Source organism: Shewanella sp. 1311 (assembly GCF_059338235.1).
In genome coordinates, this window is sequence record NZ_CM181686.1 from 1,663,615 (window position 1) to 1,681,186 (window position 17,572).

At 46.5% G+C, this 17,572-nt stretch carries 16 protein-coding genes; 6 read left to right on the forward strand and 10 right to left on the reverse strand.

Going from position 1 to position 17,572, the window contains the following annotated elements; genetic code table 11:
* Positions 1-29 precede the first annotated feature (29 nt).
* The 6 genes from nhaD to tkt all read right to left on the reverse strand — a co-directional run bounded on the left by nhaD (position 30) and on the right by tkt (position 8,444).
* Positions 30-1,499 carry a sodium:proton antiporter NhaD gene (nhaD, locus tag AC5YB3_RS07565; protein ID WP_226059532.1) on the reverse strand — a complete coding sequence of 490 codons (1,470 nt, stop codon included), beginning with the start codon at positions 1,497-1,499 and terminating at the stop codon, positions 30-32.
* A 242-nt stretch (positions 1,500-1,741) separates the two neighbouring features.
* Positions 1,742-2,479 carry a DUF481 domain-containing protein gene (locus AC5YB3_RS07570; RefSeq protein WP_012090103.1) on the reverse strand — a complete coding sequence of 246 codons (738 nt, stop codon included), beginning with the start codon at positions 2,477-2,479 and terminating at the stop codon, positions 1,742-1,744.
* A gap of 205 nt (positions 2,480-2,684) precedes the next feature.
* Positions 2,685-3,752 (reverse strand): class II fructose-bisphosphate aldolase, encoded by a 1,068-nt coding sequence (fba, locus tag AC5YB3_RS07575; RefSeq protein WP_006084020.1) that lies wholly within the window; start codon positions 3,750-3,752, stop codon positions 2,685-2,687.
* A 251-nt stretch (positions 3,753-4,003) separates the two neighbouring features.
* Positions 4,004-5,179 carry a phosphoglycerate kinase gene (locus tag AC5YB3_RS07580; protein ID WP_006084021.1) on the reverse strand — a complete coding sequence of 392 codons (1,176 nt, stop codon included), beginning with the start codon at positions 5,177-5,179 and terminating at the stop codon, positions 4,004-4,006.
* 137 nt (positions 5,180-5,316) lie between these two features.
* The gene (gene epd / locus AC5YB3_RS07585; protein ID WP_011845920.1) at positions 5,317-6,333 is read right to left on the reverse strand and encodes an erythrose-4-phosphate dehydrogenase; all 1,017 of its coding nucleotides are present in this window, start codon (positions 6,331-6,333) and stop codon (positions 5,317-5,319) included.
* Positions 6,334-6,449: 116 nt separating this feature from the next.
* Entirely contained in the window at positions 6,450-8,444 is a 1,995-nt protein-coding gene (gene tkt, locus AC5YB3_RS07590; protein ID WP_006080334.1) for a transketolase, read from the reverse strand.
* 400 nt (positions 8,445-8,844) lie between these two features.
* Between tkt and metK the strand changes: the two genes are divergently transcribed.
* The 4 genes from metK (at position 8,845) to AC5YB3_RS07610 (ending at position 13,037) form a co-directional block, all read left to right on the forward strand.
* Positions 8,845-9,996 carry a methionine adenosyltransferase gene (gene metK / locus AC5YB3_RS07595; protein ID WP_006080333.1) on the forward strand — a complete coding sequence of 384 codons (1,152 nt, stop codon included), beginning with the start codon at positions 8,845-8,847 and terminating at the stop codon, positions 9,994-9,996.
* Positions 9,997-10,927: 931 nt separating this feature from the next.
* Positions 10,928-11,155: a hypothetical protein gene (locus AC5YB3_RS07600; protein ID WP_107948988.1), complete on the forward strand. Its 228-nt coding sequence runs from the start codon at positions 10,928-10,930 to the stop codon at positions 11,153-11,155.
* Between the two features lie 122 nt (positions 11,156-11,277).
* On the forward strand, positions 11,278-11,919 hold the full coding sequence (locus tag AC5YB3_RS07605) for a hypothetical protein (protein ID WP_107948990.1): 642 nt from the start codon (positions 11,278-11,280) through the stop codon (positions 11,917-11,919).
* 713 nt (positions 11,920-12,632) lie between these two features.
* Positions 12,633-13,037 (forward strand): GNAT family N-acetyltransferase, encoded by a 405-nt coding sequence (locus AC5YB3_RS07610; protein WP_259565902.1) that lies wholly within the window; start codon positions 12,633-12,635, stop codon positions 13,035-13,037.
* Between the two features lie 38 nt (positions 13,038-13,075).
* Here AC5YB3_RS07610 and AC5YB3_RS07615 read toward each other — a convergent pair whose 3' ends face one another.
* Together AC5YB3_RS07615 and AC5YB3_RS07620 are read right to left on the reverse strand one after the other, a co-directional pair.
* Positions 13,076-13,426 carry a hypothetical protein gene (locus tag AC5YB3_RS07615; protein ID WP_494526878.1) on the reverse strand — a complete coding sequence of 117 codons (351 nt, stop codon included), beginning with the start codon at positions 13,424-13,426 and terminating at the stop codon, positions 13,076-13,078.
* Between the two features lie 80 nt (positions 13,427-13,506).
* On the reverse strand, positions 13,507-14,049 hold the full coding sequence (locus tag AC5YB3_RS07620; protein ID WP_311989897.1) for a GNAT family N-acetyltransferase: 543 nt from the start codon (positions 14,047-14,049) through the stop codon (positions 13,507-13,509).
* Positions 14,050-14,217: 168 nt separating this feature from the next.
* Between AC5YB3_RS07620 and AC5YB3_RS07625 the strand changes: the two genes are divergently transcribed.
* Complete coding sequence (locus AC5YB3_RS07625; RefSeq protein WP_494526879.1) at positions 14,218-15,234, forward strand: GGDEF domain-containing protein; 1,017 nt, start codon at positions 14,218-14,220, stop codon at positions 15,232-15,234.
* Between the two features lie 100 nt (positions 15,235-15,334).
* Here AC5YB3_RS07625 and AC5YB3_RS07630 read toward each other — a convergent pair whose 3' ends face one another.
* Positions 15,335-15,565, reverse strand: a complete 231-nt coding sequence (locus AC5YB3_RS07630; RefSeq protein WP_006080327.1) for a hypothetical protein — start codon at positions 15,563-15,565, stop codon at positions 15,335-15,337.
* A 71-nt stretch (positions 15,566-15,636) separates the two neighbouring features.
* Here AC5YB3_RS07630 and AC5YB3_RS07635 point away from each other — a divergent pair, with 71 nt between their 5' ends.
* Positions 15,637-16,053 (forward strand): META domain-containing protein, encoded by a 417-nt coding sequence (locus AC5YB3_RS07635; RefSeq protein ID WP_006080326.1) that lies wholly within the window; start codon positions 15,637-15,639, stop codon positions 16,051-16,053.
* A gap of 109 nt (positions 16,054-16,162) precedes the next feature.
* Here AC5YB3_RS07635 and AC5YB3_RS07640 read toward each other — a convergent pair whose 3' ends face one another.
* Complete coding sequence (locus AC5YB3_RS07640; protein ID WP_259575998.1) at positions 16,163-17,497, reverse strand: dicarboxylate/amino acid:cation symporter; 1,335 nt, start codon at positions 17,495-17,497, stop codon at positions 16,163-16,165.
* Positions 17,498-17,572: the final 75 nt, after the last annotated feature.

Consider the following 17,572-nt stretch of genomic DNA (forward strand, 5'->3'; position numbering starts at 1 on the left):
CGATAAACGACAATCAAGCTAACGCAGTGTTAGAACATCGCGGCATTTAACCACATGTGCACTAAAATGCTCGCCACATAACCTAAGGCAATCACAGGTGTCCACCGTAGATGTGCCCCAAAGGTGTAAATGCCGCGCGCTTGCCCCATCAGGGCAACTCCTGCCGCACTGCCAATCGAGAGCAAACTGCCGCCCACTCCCGCTGTCAGGGTAACCAATAACCACTGTCCCAATGCCATATCGGGATTCATGGTCAATACCGCAAACATCACAGGAATATTATCAATCACTGACGAGAGTAAACCCACGGCAACGTTGGCATAGGTGACATCCCAGTGCGAGTACATGGCCTCAGACACTAAGCTCAAATATCCCATAAAACCTAGGCCGCCGACGCATAACACTACGCCATAAAAGAACAGCAAAGTATCCCACTCGGCGCGGGAAATGCGGCTGAACACATCAAATGGCACCACACTACCAAGTTGCTGCAGGCGTAATTTGTCTTGTCTTAATTCCGCCTTTTCACGTTCGCGAGCAACGGAACGATTGAAGGTTTTACGCAGGTAAAAACCAAAGAATTGCAGGAAGCCTAATCCCGTCATCATACCCAGTACAGGCGGCATACCTAAGAAGGAATGGGCACACACTGCCGTAGCAATAGTGAGTAAAAACAGCCCTACAATACGCTTAGCACCGGGCTTAGTGTACACATGCTCTTTTTCAGGCTCAGGCACAAAATGCGGGATGAACACACTCATAATGGCGGCGGGTAAGGCAAAGTTAACGAGGGCGGGAATGAACAGATTAAAGAAATCGCCAAAGTGCACTAGGCCCTTTTGCCATACCATTAAGGTCGTGATGTCACCAAAGGGGCTGAACGCGCCACCCGCGTTGGCGGCAACGACAATGTTGATACAGGCAAGGGTAATAAACTTGCGTTGCCCTGCCCCAACCTTCATCACCACAGCGCACATCAGTAAAGCAGTGGTTAAGTTATCGGCTACTGGCGAGATGAAAAACGCCATAAAGCCCGTTAACCAAAATACGGTTCGCAGGCTAAAACCACGGCCCACTAGCCAGCCGCGGATCGCATCGAACAGATTACGTTCTTCCATGGCATTGATATAGGTCATCGCCACCAGCAAGAAGAGCAGTAGCTCGGCGTATTCGAGCAAGTTTTGCTTGAATGCCGCTTCCGACACTTCGGACATGCCGTTTTGCATATAGACAAAACCTATCATGCCCCAGATGATCCCTGCCGCAACGAGCACAGGTTTCGACTTGCGTAAGTGTAATGTCTCCTCCGCCATCACAAGTATATAAGCCAGCACAAACACACAGACGGCGACATAACCCACGCTCGCGGCGGTTAAATTAAGCCGATCTGCCCCTTCTGTCATAGCCCATGCTGCAGGTGAGAATCCGCTCAATATTGCAACGCAGAATAGACTCCACAACGCCATTCCACTGCCTTTAAACAACCGCTGTAATTTCATTAAAGTTCATCTCTACGTAGGAAATTAGTCGAAAATTACCATAGCTTCGGCATAGCAAATGTTGATAAAACGCAACTTTCTATGCATTACCCTATAACCAAAGGCATTTAAAACATTAATTTTCGTATAACTACAGATGTTACTAATAAAGAAAAGCTTAACGTATATTCAACTTAGTCCAAAAACAGCCAATAAAAAAGCACCTCGAAGGTGCTTTTTTGTTTTAAATCAGTGTCACAGCATTAGAAAGCATATAACAAGGTCATATTGGTTTCGGTATCTGTGCTTTTCTTATCATCAAGCGGCTCGCTGTTGTAACGCACAATAATGGCAAACTTCATCGCCAATGCGCCGATAATATTTGCCGTTAATGAGGTTTCAGAACGGGCATCTAACTTGTCACCGTAATCGGCAACGAAACGCTGTTGGAATTTAGAGGTCTCAGTGATTTCAGTTTCGAAGTTGATCACACCGTGGGCAACAACGCTGTCGTTGGTGTCATAACCTTCGATAAGCGCTTGCTCAGTATCGAGACGTTGATAGATATAACCGGGACCCACTTCAACATCTAAAAAGGTCTTGCTGGTGTCATACAGTCTATGACCATAACCCGCTGCGCCAGATAGGGTGTAGTCATAACCGGTAAACGGGTCGACTTCATAACTGGCATTCGCAAACAGGTAGCTACGGTCTGTCATCTTGTAGTTACCCTGTGCGCCTGCTAAATAGCGTTTCGCGGTGACAGAACCGGTATCTTCTTTGTATAAACCTTCTAGTAAGTACTGATTTTCCCAATCGCCAAGCTCATGCTTAAGATTTAAACGTCCCTTAAATGATGAGGTTTCAGTGTTACCTGTGGTTAAGGTGGCACCTAACTCAGCTTCACCAGCGAATGTCTTGTCGCCTTTTACAAAATCGGCCCCTGCTGTCGCCATAAAAGGTGCAGTCATTAATAGTGCTGCGGTCAGTACTTTTTTCATGTTTAATCGTTCCTGTTCCGTTAAATCCAATCCCTATAAATATCTGTTCGTCCCAGCGAAGCTGAATAAGCACATATTAATATGGGTTAGTTTTTTCCCCTGAAAATCCGCGCAATATTAACATTTGCGCTTAAAAAATGAAAACGACCGCTATTTCATCCATAAAAAAACCCGCATCAGCGGGTTTTTGCCTTAACGATAACGCTTACATGTTGATCTTAGGATCTAAGGCACCAGACTGGTACGCTTTGTACATTGCTTGTAAAGACAATGGTTTAATCTTAGATGCTTGACCAGCACAACCGAAAGCTTCGTAGCGAACAGTACAGATGTCTGCCATGGCTTCCATTGACGCTTTCAAGAATTTACGTGGGTCAAATTCACTTGGGTGTTCCGCTAAGAACTTACGTACCGCACCTGTTGATGCTAAACGTAAGTCAGTATCGATATTCACCTTACGCACACCGTGCTTGATACCTTCAACGATTTCTTCTAATGGCACGCCGTAGGTTTCAGGGATCTGACCACCGTATTGGTTGATGATCTGTAACCATTCTTGTGGCACTGAAGATGAACCGTGCATCACTAAGTGAGTATTAGGAATACGCGCATGGATTTCTTTGATGCGGTCGATACGCAGTACATCGCCCGTAGGTTTACGGCTGAACTTGTAAGCACCGTGGCTAGTACCGATAGCGATGGCTAATGCATCAACATGAGTATCGGCAACGAAACGCGCCGCTTCATCAGGAGTAGTCAACATTTGATCCATGCTTAATGTACCCACTGCACCAATACCGTCTTCTTCGCCTGCTTGGCCAGTTTCTAAACTGCCTAAACAGCCGATTTCGCCTTCAACTGACACACCACACGCATGGGCAAATGCCACTGTGCGACGGGTGACATCGACGTTGTAGTCATACGATGCAGGGGTTTTGCCATCAGCCATCAAAGAGCCATCCATCATCACTGATGACATGCCTAATTGGATAGAACGCTGACAGATATCAGGATCGGTACCGTGGTCTTGGTGAATACACACAGGAATATCTGGGTACTGCTCAAGGGCCGCTGCCATCAGATATTTTAAGAACTGTGGGCGAGCATATTTACGCGCACCAGCAGAAGCTTGCACAATAACAGGGCTGTCTGTTGCTTCAGCGGCCTGCATGATGGCACGCATCTGCTCTAAGTTGTTAACGTTGAACGCAGGCACACCGTATCCATGTTCTGCCGCGTGGTCGAGTAGTTGTCGTAGGGAAATTAACGCCATTTTTTAACTCCAATAATAGGGTGACTGTCACATTCTGCAACGCTTGGTCACCGAGGTCACTATCGTTTGGATGGATTTTTATACCCGTATTCAGATAGATACCTTAAACAAGCACCTAAAATAAGTACCTGAAAAAATATCTAAAATAAACACGGGCGGTTTTTTTATAATTCTTTTATTTATTATCAAGCTTTGATGATATCAGAGCTTATCGCGGCGTCTTATGCGCCGCGTATTTTAAAACTTAATGATTAAGCGCCGCGCTTTTCTAACATAGCCACAGCCGGTAATTCTTTACCTTCGAGGAACTCGAGGAAAGCGCCGCCGCCAGTCGAAATGTAAGACACTTTATCGGCAATACCGTACTTATCAACCGCAGCCAAAGTGTCACCACCGCCTGCGATAGAGAAGGCTTTTGAATCGGCAATCGCTTGGGCGATACGCTTAGTACCTTCACCAAATTGGTCGAATTCAAACACGCCAACAGGGCCGTTCCACACGATAGTGCCTGCAGATTCGATGATTTTAGCTAGAGCTTCAGCGCTATCTGGACCAATATCAAAAATCATTTCGCCATCAGCAACTTCGCTAACTGATTTTAAGGTTGCCGCTGCCGTTGGGCTAAACTCGCCTGCCACTACTACATCGGTCGGCACAGGAATATCGGCGCCACGACTCTTAGCATTAGCCACTAAACGCTTAGCTTCGTCGATCAAATCCGCTTCATACAGCGATTTCCCGACATTGTAGCCCGCCGCTGCAATGAAAGTATTGGCAATACCGCCGCCAACCACTAACTGATCGACTATGCCTGAAAGGCTTTCTAGCACAGTCAGCTTAGTTGATACTTTAGAGCCACCGACAATCGCCACCATAGGACGCGCAGGGTTATCTAATGCCTTGCCTAAGGCATCTAATTCTTGCGCCAGTAATGGACCAGCACAGGCGATGGGGGCAAACATGCCAACGCCGTGGGTCGATGCTTGGGCGCGATGTGCAGTACCAAAGGCGTCCATAACATAGACATCACACAGCGCCGCCATTTTTTTCGATAAGGCTTCATTGTTCTTGCCTTCGCCCACGTTGAAACGCACGTTTTCGAACACAACCACTTCACCGACGGCTACGTCGACGCCGTCTAAATAATCCGTCGCTAAACGTACAGGGCACGACAAGGCTTTAGCCAAGTAGTCAACCACAGGTTGCATAGAATATTCGGGATTGTATTCACCTTCGGTCGGACGACCTAAGTGCGACATCACCATCACAGCGGCGCCTTTAGCAAGGGCCAACTCGATAGTCGGTAGAGAGGCGCGCAGACGTGCATCACTGGTGACGACGCCGTTGCTAACAGGCACATTGAGATCTTCACGGATAAGCACGCGCTTACCTTGTAGATCCAAATCTGACATATTGATAATTGCCATAGTAACGCTTCCTTTTATAATCAAAAAACAAACTGGTTTCACACATGGCCGGTATCAGTTTACTGCCGCTAGGCGCTCGACATCCCGTCGAATTGGCATATAACTGAGTGACCCACCGGTGAATAATCTACTTTTTATCAGCCTCGCTTGGCCGCGATCATCGCCAAACTCGTATCTAACATACGGTTGGCAAAACCCCACTCGTTATCGCACCACAACAGTAACTTCACCAGCTGACCGGCGCTGACACGGGTCTGGGTACCGTCAACAATACTGGATCGCGGATCATGGTTGAAATCACATGAAACCAAGGGCTCATCAGTATAACCCAAAATGCCGTTAAATCGCCCATTGGCGGCCGACTCCAGCACATGATTCACAGTGGCAATATCGACGGTTTTCTCAAGCGTCACAGACAAATCGATTGCGGTCACGTTGATGGTCGGTACGCGCACCGAAATCGCTTCAAATTTATCTTTCATGTGCGGCAAAATCCGCTCAATACCGCGGGCAAGCTTAGTGTCTACAGGGATAATCGATTGACCAGCGGCGCGGGTACGACGCAAATCATCATGATAAGCATCAATCACTTGCTGATCGTTCATCGCCGAATGAATAGTGGTAATGGCACCGCTTTTAACGCCGAAATGGCGATCGAGTACGTCGATCACTGGCACGATACAGTTAGTCGTACAAGATGCGTTGGAAACCACTGTGTGTTCGGCGCGGAGTAAATCGTGATTCACACCATAGACAATCGTGCCATCGACATCGGCTGAGGATGGATGGCTTATCAGCACTTGCTTAGCGCCAGCATGAATATGGGCTTCGCAGCTTTGACGATCGAGTAATACACCAGTTGCCTCATAGACAATGTCTATGTCCATTTCATGCCAAGGGAGTTTTGTGGGATCGGGCTCGTGGAGAATTTTTATCGCATCGTCGCCAATCAGCATGTGATCATCGACGAGTTTCACTTTGTGCGCAAACCGACCGTGGGTGGTGTCGTACTGGGTCAGATGAATAATGGCTTCAGGTTTAGCTAATTCATTAATCGCGACAATCTGTATTTGCTGCCGTTTTCCTGACTCGTACAAAGCACGAAGAATAGAGCGGCCGATACGGCCATAACCATTGATAGCGACTCGGATCATTGAGGTCTCAATTTCCTCTAAATACAAAAACGGCCTGCAAAAGATTGCAGGCCGCATTATACAGATTAACACTTAAAAAGTTTAACCTTTTGTATTGAATCTAATCCCTTGAGCGATTAGCCCAATGATTTTGCAGCATTCAGCACATTTTCAACGGTGAAACCGAAGTGATTCAATAACACGTTACCCGGCGCTGACTCACCAAAAGTGGTCATGCCAACAACAGTGCCTTCAAAACCGACGTACTTGTACCAGAAATCGGTATGCGCCGCTTCGATAGCCACACGTTTAGTCACAGCGCGTGGTAATACCGATTCTTTATAAGCGGCATCTTGCTTATCGAACTCAGTTGTCGATGGCATAGAGACTACGCGAACTTGTTTACCTTGCTCAGTTAATGCAGCCGCAGAATCCATCGCCAATTGTACTTCGCTACCGGTTGCGATCAGGATCAGTTCTGGTGTACCCGCACAGTCTTGCAGTACATAAGCACCTTTAGCCACGTTAGCTAATTGCTCAGCGGTACGCGCTTGGGCTTTGAGGTTTTGACGGCTGAAAATCAGTGACGTTGGCGCATTGCGACGTTGAATCGCAGCTTTCCAAGAAACCGCCGTTTCTGCCGCATCACATGGGCGCCATACAGCCATATTTGGCGTCATACGCAGGTTAGCTAATTGCTCAACTGGCTGATGCGTTGGACCATCTTCACCTTGACCGATAGAGTCATGGGTATAAACGAAGATGTTTTGAATGCCCATCAGCGCCGACATACGAACTGCGTTACGGGCGTATTCCATGAACATCATGAAAGTTGCGCCGTAGTTGATGAAACCACCATGCAGCGAAGCACCGTTCATAATGCCGCTCATGCCGAATTCACGCACGCCGTAGTAAATGTAGTTACCAGCTGGATCGTCTTGAATACCTTTAGAACCTGACCACAGTGTCAAGTTAGAACCCGCTAAGTCAGCAGAGCCGCCTAACAGTTCAGGTAACATAGCACCGAAAGCACCGATGGCATTTTGTGAGGCTTTACGGCTCGCAATACCTTCGGCTTTGTCCTGTGATGCTTGCACGAATGCCTGCGCTTTTTCTTCAAAATCAGCAGGTAATTCACCTTTTAGTACACGGCGCTCATATTCAGCAGCCAGTTCTGGGTGAGCTGCGCTATAAGCCGCAAACTTCTCGTTCCATGCTGCTTCACGGGCAGCACCGGCTTCTTTGGCATCCCAACCGGCATAAACGTCAGCAGGGATTTCAAACGGTGCGTATGGCCAGCCAAGGAATTCACGGGCTGCTGCGATTTCCGCATCGCCTAATGGCGCGCCGTGGCAATCGTGGCTGCCAGATTTGTTGGGTGAACCAAAACCGATAATTGTTTTGCAGCAAATCATGGTTGGTTTATCGGTCACCGCTTTAGCCGCTTCGATAGCAGCACGGATTGCCGCGCTATCATGACCGTCAACACCGGCAATCACATGCCAGCCGTAAGCTTCAAAACGCTTTGGCGTATCATCGGTGAACCAGCCTTCAACATGGCCATCGATAGAAATACCGTTGTCATCCCAAAATGCGACCAGTTTGCCTAGACCTAAAGTACCGGCTAATGAACAGGCTTCGTGGGAAATACCTTCCATCAAACAGCCGTCGCCGACGAAGCAGTAAGTGTAGTGATCAACGATATCGTGACCATCACGGTTAAACTGTGCCGCTAAGGTTTTTTCAGCAATCGCCATACCGACTGCATTGCTGATGCCCGCGCCGAGTGGACCCGTTGTGGTTTCAACACCTGGGGTGTAACCGTATTCTGGGTGACCCGGGGTTTTTGAATGCAATTGACGGAACTGTTTCAGTTCTTCGATTGGTAATTCATAACCTGTCAGGTGAAGTAAAGAGTAGATCAGCATTGAACCGTGACCGTTAGAAAGGACGAAACGGTCTCTATCTACCCATTTAGGATTGGTCGGGTTGTGCTTAAGGAAATCATTCCACAGCACTTCAGCAATATCTGCCATACCCATTGGGGCGCCGGGATGGCCTGAATTTGCTTTTTGAACTGCATCCATACTTAACGCACGGATTGCGTTTGCGAGTACTTTACGGGAAGACATGCTCTCTCCTGCTTGTTTGTGGGGTCTAGCGGGCAATTTGGATGCATATTTTCCCCTACATGCCAGTGTGACGCAAACTAAAATTATCATTCACTCAGCAAAAGATGGCCGAATCGTAAACTCGCAGAAACAAACTAGTCACTTTACTGGCGTTTACTTGAGTCGGCCTCGCAAGGATCACTTGTAATGGAGAAATAAATTTCTCAAAAAAAGAGTAAACTTAATGCTATGAAATATAAGTAAAATAACCATTTCAAGACTGAACATAGTCGTTTTCAGGTCACAATCTGAGAGGATTTTTTCTCACTGGGGGTGATCGGCAATCGGATTTAAACTAAAATAGCCGTCTAGATGTAGATGCTTCTACACGTTTGAATGCTAACGACGAGATTTTCCTACTATGGCAAAGCACTTGTTTACTTCTGAGTCGGTCTCAGAAGGTCATCCCGATAAGATTGCAGATCAGATTTCTGATGCTGTGCTAGATGCAATTCTGGCTCAAGATCCAAAAGCACGCGTGGCGTGTGAAACTTATGTCAAAACTGGCATGGTATTAGTCGGTGGCGAAGTCACGACTTCTGCTTGGGTTGATATTGAAGAAATCACCCGTAAAACGGTGCGTGAAATTGGTTATACCCACTCAGATATGGGTTTTGATGCAGACTCGTGTGCGGTATTAAACGCCATTGGTAAGCAATCACCTGATATCAATCAAGGTGTAGACCGTGCTGACCCTGCTGAGCAAGGTGCAGGCGACCAAGGGTTAATGTTTGGCTATGCCAACAACGAAACCGACGTCCTCATGCCAGCGCCTATCACTTATGCCCACGCATTAGTGAAGCGTCAGTCTGAAGTGCGTAAAAACGGCACCCTGCCTTGGTTACGCCCAGATGCGAAAAGCCAAGTCACATTTGCCTATGATGATGGCAAAATTGTCGGTATCGATGCTGTCGTATTGTCGACTCAGCACAGAGATGACGTTTCACAAGCCGACTTAATTGAAGGCGTGATGGAAACCATCATCAAGCCAGTATTACCGGCTCAATGGCTAAACAAAGACACTAAGTTCTTTATCAACCCAACTGGTCGTTTTGTTATCGGTGGTCCAGTAGGCGATTGCGGCTTAACCGGTCGTAAGATCATCGTTGATACCTACGGCGGCATGGCCCGTCATGGTGGTGGCGCATTCTCTGGTAAAGATCCATCAAAAGTTGACCGTAGCGCGGCATACGCTGCCCGTTATGTGGCAAAAAACATCGTTGCAGCAGGTCTTGCTGATCGCTGTGAAATCCAAGTGTCTTACGCTATTGGTGTGGCAGAGCCGACTTCTATCAGCATCGAAACCTTCGGTACGGGTAAAGTGTCTGAAGATTTGTTGATCAAGTTAGTACGTCAACACTTCGAACTGCGTCCATACGGTTTAACGGCCATGCTAGATTTAGCTCGTCCGATTTATCAAGCGACCGCCGCTTATGGCCACTTTGGTCGTAATGAATTCCCATGGGAAGCGACGGACAAAGCTGAAGCACTGCGCGCTGACGCGGGTCTATAATCGGTTTCGATTAAAACCCGTTAAGATTGCAAAATATAAAAACCGCTACCCAGCGGTTTTTTTATGCCTGCAATTTGGTTCCCCAAAGCAAGATAATGGTATCTTCAGTTGTGCAGCATTCATTGTCATTGTTTCCCCTATGACTCACCACCTCTTTGTTTAACAAAAAGCGTCCCTGAGGGCTCAACTAAAAGATCCTGTTTTAGAAGGTCACAGGTGCAACAATACCAATCTTTGCCAACCTTTTCGCTGATAGCTTAACTAAAAAGCTATTGCCCCAAAGTGTGTTTCGCAGTTCAAAAGAGGAATTGGCCAAGTAAAGCTTTGCCTATAGAAAAGTTGATGGTTCGACTTAGAAGTTAAGTATCCCATCTTTTCGTAGCTTGAGTGCTTTAATCAAAATCAAAGTCGTGGGGCTTCACCCCACACCCGACCAAGGAGGACTGCTCGTCCTATCCTCCTTGGATGCTCCAAGACGCCCCCAACGGAGTTGAAAGCCCCTTGTGCTCATTGACAAATTTGCTATCGCTTCCGAAGGATGCGTCCCTGCACCTGCGAAAGCTAGTCGGTCATCCATGACCGAACTCACGCAATTTGTCTATTCGCCCTGCGGCAACTCCGAGGGGAGGTGTATTCCTTGAAGTTTTGAGTCGTTAGATAGCGATTCATCAGCAAAAAATAAGCGCTAAAAATGAGAAAGCTAAAACGATATCAAGTGATTAGTGTCAAAGCTGTATAAAAAATAGCTACCGCAAAAAAGTAAATTCCTATAGCATCATTTATACCCATTTACACGGATGTAGCTGCGGCCATATTTGAGATTTAGTCAACAAACGATTTATGCCCTGCAAACAGCGCAGCGCATAAATACTAAGACGTTAAGGGGCTTTAGCTCCAAATCAAAGTAGTATCAACTAAAAAGGAAGTGATGATGGAACGTTATAAAAATTTGGGTGGTAACTCGAATGTGGTTGCATACGAAATTGGAGCAGGCGAAATCACCGTTCAGTTCGGAGATGGTTCAGTCTACCTTTACACGAATCAAAGTGCTGGTGCAGCCAGCATCAACGAAATGCATAAGCTGGCAAGAGCTGGGCAAGGCTTAAATAGCTATATCGGTAGAGTAGTAAAAAAGGGATATGCTAGGAAAATCAGGTAAGTAGCCATTAATAATCGCAGTCGCAGAGATAGCTTTTTCGTTGCGGCTGCGCCTTCACTACAAAGCCGCGCGTGCTGCGCGGCGTTACGTTTACTCGGAATCAGCACACACAAGGGAAGAATATGAAATCAAGAGACCTTTTTACAATACACGATCTGATTGCTAGCAATTATAAAATAAGCCAACTTCCAAACGGTAAATTTCTTCATAGTTTCACTCCTAAAACGACGAATACTTTGTATGAATTTGAGGCCAATAGTGCTCCCGTTATCGAGGAAGGTCAGCGTTATAATATTGGGTTTTCTACAGATAAAAACGGAAGAAATGTAATTGAGTTGTCTGCTCTTTCGAAAACAGCTGAGGTTAACCCCTTTTTTAGCTATGCATTTGCACAACAAATTGCTCGGGAAAATAAACCTGCAGAAAAAGCTAAGAATGACCAGCGTGTTACATACAAAGCAAAAGATGGTTACTATTGGGGTAAAAAATACGCTTGGAGAATGTTCGGTACTGTAATATCAAAAGATGCATTTTATAGCTACTTGGAAGAAATAAATCATCCTTCAGTTCCATGCGTAACAAACAATCCAGATCTACCATATCAAAGTGAGCCATCGACTGCTTATAAAGAAGAAGGTCTAGAAGAGGCTATGCGTAACCTTATCTCTTCTGCACAAAAAATTAGCCCTGCATATCATAAATCTCCTTTATACTCGCGGAAGTTGTCAATTAAGGGCGTAAAAGCAATTACAGACAAAAAATAAACCTAACAAACCGCTGCACGCCGACACATACAGCTACGTTCGTTTTTATGTGTCGCTGTGCACCACTTTACACAAAAACGCTCTCAGTAGGGTGAACGGGGCGATAATCCATAGAAATTTTTATCCTGAACTCATTTGATAGAGTAAACAAACTAACTCAAAAATGTCTAAAAGCGTGCTGGGTATCTCCTTCAAACTCGCATGTTACAGTAATGCCAAAAAGGTGAGCCATGGTGATTTGCGAGACGACCGTCCGCCCCATGGACGGGGCGGTCGAGCATCCAAGGACGGACTTGCTGCGTGTCGTTGAGCGAATGCCATGGCAAGCCTGTGTGAGTGGATACCCGTAAACGCTAAACTTCTAACAACTGAAATTACTGCTCCCAAAACACTACTTTCCAACACATTTCTGTCCAAAAGTATGTTGTGTAATCTTTTCAATCCACAGGTTCCGCTAATACCAAAAAAGTGAGCCATGGTGATAGCAAGACGACCGTCCGCCCCATGGACGGGGCGGTTGAGTATCCAAGGACTGACGAGTGAATGCCATGGCAAGCCTGTGTGAGTGGATATCAGCAAACGCTAAACTGCTAACAACTAAAGTGACAGTTCCCCCGACACTACTTTCCAACACATTTCTGTCCAACATTGAGTTTACTGATAGTTGCTATATGATTTAAAAGCAAAAAAATATTTTTAAGGAAAAAATTTAAGTGAAATTTGAAGTTATTCATGAAGAAAATAACGCAATTGTGGATGCGCTGGTAGACGGCGTTAGGCAATTTAATGCTGGGCTATTAGGGCCTGAGAAATCAGTGCCTTTGACTGTCATAGCACGTGATGAAACGGGCAAGTTGATAGGGGGTGTGGGTGGACGGACTATCTATAAAAACTTCTTAATCAATGTTGTCTGGGTTGATGACCAAACCAGAGGCACAGGGCTTGGGCATAAACTGATGGCGCTTGCCGAAGCGGAGGCGAAACAACGCGGTTGCCTAGTAGCTCAAGTGGATACCTTATCGATTCAAGCCCCTGTGTTTTATGAAAAACAAGGGTTTGAGATCATAGGTACAGTCACCACTACCCCTCAGCGCATCTTTCTGATGAAGAAGTATTGATCAAAAAAGCGATTGAGAAACGGACTGAGTAAGCGCACTTAGCAATGGTCGAAATGGGCGTTTTGCATGCACAGTAGACCAATCTGCTCTTGGGATAAAATGGCGCACTCCAGCGCCTTTTTTGTATTCGCGCGGCTGACTTGTTCATCGCTCAGTTGCGTTATCGTCGCCGAATAGGTATTGGTTCGGCCACAATCGAGCCAAATATTCCCCACTTGTACCCAATAATGCTGCGCTTGCCCTGAGTCTAAGACAAACTCGACTTCAAATCCCCTCGCCTCATATTCATGGTGGGAGCATTCAGATAAGACCAATCTCAAGTTGTCCCAAGCCGATAAATTGACTTCGGCATAGGCCGTTAATAGTGACTCAACAAATTGTACATTCATGTATTTATCTCCGTTATTTAACCTGAACTCGGGTTATTTACACAGTAGAGATTAAATCCTTAATTTCTATCATCGAACAACTAAGCTTGGGTCGCTGCCGCCATTAAATAGTAATCCCGCGCTGAGACGGTGAAAAAATCCACTACCTGCATGTGCGCTTTTCCCGAGTGGGCGGCAAAGGAACGTTCATTATCTTCGGCGATAAAGGTCAACATATAGCTAAAATGCGGGGCAACTTGGCGACGAATTTCACTGACTAATGCCTCAAAAATCCCTTGTCCACGGTAGGCTTGCTGTACCCAAATCGGCCCGTATTGGCAAGAGTTGGCCTTAGTTAATTTTGGTCCATCCCAATCGAGTTGTGGCAAACGATTCAACAAAGTGCGGTAAATGGGCCAATGTTCGAAAAATCCCCAGCGGCCGGCAATCACATAACCGACGATCTGCTGCTCAACCTGCGCCACTACGACCCAATGATGCTGCACTAATTCGCTCAATTCACTGTGGGAAAAAGCTTGCCCTTGCAGTCCCATATTGGCGGAGGCTAATTCGTCATTAAGATGTTTTTTCTCTAGCATCGCTAATAAATCAACATCTTGGGGTAAGGCTAATCTAATCTTCACAGTGTTCTCACGGCATCATCTTGGCTTTAGGCCCAATTTAAGGCCGTCAGTATACTCGGTTGGATTAATAGGCACAGCTAGAACAAGGTATTATTTAGTGCCTTGATTTGCTAAATCCCCTTTTATTTCCCAAACTTAATGAATATTTAGCCCTAGTTAGGCGTTTGTATGTTGCCCGAAACCATTAATCCCAACTTGAGTTTACTTGATAGCGACAATCAACAAGTGAATCTCACTCGCTGGATGCACCAATGTGAGCTAATCAACAGCTATTACAACGCTAACACGGTTTTTATATTCCAAAAGACCAGCGCAGGATTTGAGATCATTGTCAGCGCAATCACTGAAACACCACAATTTACTGCGGGCACTTTGTACTCCGCAGAACTCGAACTTTTTCAACAGATACAAAATAGCCAACCCGACGGTTTATATCAAAACCTCGGCAGCTTTATGTTGGATGATTTACCACGGGATTTTGATGGCATTCAGCACATTCTCTCGCGCCCAATCGCTTGGCCCGATGGCAGCCAATTTGGCGCCCTGTGCGTACTCAACCCACATATGGCAGAGCCGCTAGCCAATGCCGCTATGCTCGAACCGTTTCAGATATTGCTGCAACAGGAATTATCTCTGCTGTGCCAGAACCATCGCATTGAATCCCTTTCGATGCGCGACCAAGAAACCGGCATGCTCAATCATTATGGTTTTTTGATGATGGCGCCAAGACAACTCAATTTAGGCCGCCGCTTTGGTGCCCATGCAGGCATCATTTTCTTTGAATTACTGAGTCCGGATAACACGCCCATCCCCCTCGAAGATAATCACCACAGGCTGTTAGGCAAGTTGATCCAAGATACGATACGGACCGCCGACGTAGCCGCCCACTACAACACCACGCAATTTGTGGTACTGGCTTTTGTGGATGGTGAGCGGGATATTCAACATATTATGAAGCGGGTAGAAAAACAGTTAGAACAGCAAAACCACCAGCTTAAACTCGATGCGAGCTACAGTTTTTTCACCCCGGAATCCAGCGCCAAACTCGCGCCCATGATGGAACTCGCGCGGGGCAAACTCGATTCAATGCAACCACCAAAGCCAGAGGTTGAAGACGCGCCAGTTAAGCCCGCCATAGACTCAAGCTTATACGATAATCCCGCCGCAGATTCGGCAGCGCTTTAAGTTAATGAAGCATTGATTTAACGAAGCGATAGGTTAACCGAGCTTTGATTTAACGAAGTGGCGAGTTAACGAGTTTTGGGTTTAATTACGCAGCAAGAAATCACTTCGATTGCTCATCCTGACGCTTCGCCCACTGGATAAACAGCACCACGGGATAGGGTGACATTAGAACCAACCCTAAGCCAATCAGGCTTGAGATCAGTAACATGCCGCTTATCTCTAGACTCCATTGCGTCAACATATAGAACCCAAGTCCACAAACTAGCATCAATACACCTAACCAATGTAAAAACTTCAACAAATTCATAGTACTTTTAAATGAGTCCGTCATATAAACCTCTTTAGATCTTGAGTAAAACTTGTCACACTATGACCATAACCATGGAAAAAGGAACTGTAACGATGTTAAAACAAACATTCATCTTAGGTGCGCTACTGTTGGGACTCACCGCCTGCCAAAGTACCGATGTCGCCCAAAATGAGACCATTCCATTAGAGGGCAGCTGGCATATTGAGATGGTTCAAGGCCAACCGACTATCGATTACAGCCCAGCACAAATCACCTTTGAGGCCGAAGGCAAATTACACGGCAACAACAGCTGTAATAACTTTTTCGGTCAATATACTCAGCAAGGCCAAGAGCTTAAGCTATCTCCTGCCGGTAGCACAATGAAAGCCTGTGTTGATGCGCTAATGCAGCAAGAGCACAAAGTGATGCAAGCAATGCCATTAGTGGCTAAAGCTAAGCTAGTGCAAGGTCGCTTGACGCTACTCAACAGCGACGACAAGCCAGTGCTAATCTTGAGCCAACTGAAGTAAACCCAGTGAAGTAAGCTTCCGCAAAGTAAAATTTGTCCGCATAAAAAAACCGCCAATGGCGGTTTTTTAGTTCCACAGCCAGCAACTGAAGCCAACTAGACGAAGCCAACTAGACTTTGGCGCTATTCTCAGCCGCCGTTTCAAGGGCGATATTTTGCTCGGCGAGTACGGCGCTTTGCTCCGTGTCGGCATTGTAATGCGCCATATCCAGCTCATCTTCAGACTTAGCAATCACAGTTGTCGCCACTAAGTCACCGGAGACGTTCACCACAGTACGCACCATATCTAAAATACGGTCAATTCCCGCTATCAATGCCACCCCTTCTAAGGGCAGCCCTACGGTTGTCAGCACTAACGTCAGCATCACTAAACCCGCACCGGGCACACCAGCAGTGCCAATAGAAGCCAAAGTCGCGGTTAAAATAATGGTGAGATAATCGACAACAGTCAGGTCGATGCCAAACGCCTGCGCCACAAACAACACAGTAACGCCTTGGTACAATGCAGTGCCGTCCATATTGATGGTAGTGCCCAGCGGTAACACGAAGCTAGAAATCTTCTTATGAACGCCTAGGTTTTCACTCGCGCACTTCATGCTTGCAGGGAGCGTACCCGCAGAGCTCGACGTGGTAAACGCCACTAACATGGCATTGCTGATGCCTTTAAAAAACTGCAGCGGACTTAACTTCGCAAATCCGCGCAGTAAAAAACTATAGAAACCCAGCACGTGGATAATACAACCAAGGTATACGGCAATGATGACTTTGATCAGGGGCCAAAGCATATCAATACCATACTCCCCCGCCACCCAAGCCATTAGCCCAAAGACGCCGTAGGGCGCGAGTTTCATCACCATGTCAGCCAGTTTGTACATGGCTTCGGCGAGGCTTTCGAACACTTTAATCGCAGGTTTACCGTGCTCGCCAATCAGTACTAACGCGATGCCTAAGGCGATGGCAAATACGATGACTTGCAAAATTTGGCCGCTTGCCATGGCCGCAATCGGATTTGTCGGCACTATATCAACCAAGGTATCGACTAATGAAGGCACAGCTTTGGCGGTTTGAGTCGCGCCTTCTGCCAGCGTTAATCCTAAGCCAGCGCCGGGTTGCAGCACATAACCAACAAGCAGGCCGATACTGATCGCGATAGCAGTAGTAAACAGATAAAACCCAAAGGATTTAATGCCGATTCGCCCCATCTTGCCCGTGTCTTGCATCGATGTAACGCCCACGATCAGCGAGCAAAACACCAGTGGCACGATCAGCATCTTTATGGCATTAACAAACAAGGTGCCGAGCGGCTTTAGGCAAGTGGCTTGCTCACCAAAAATAACGCCGACAATAATGCCTAGCACCATACCAATAACAATTTGCAGCCACAGCGGCACTGACATCCAGCGAGACCAAACACGGCCTAATGCCGACGACTTAGGTTTTGTCATATTCATAACCTTGAATTCGAAACTATGATGGGGCAAAGACCAAAACTAGCGCACTAGTTTCTCAGTCTACATGAG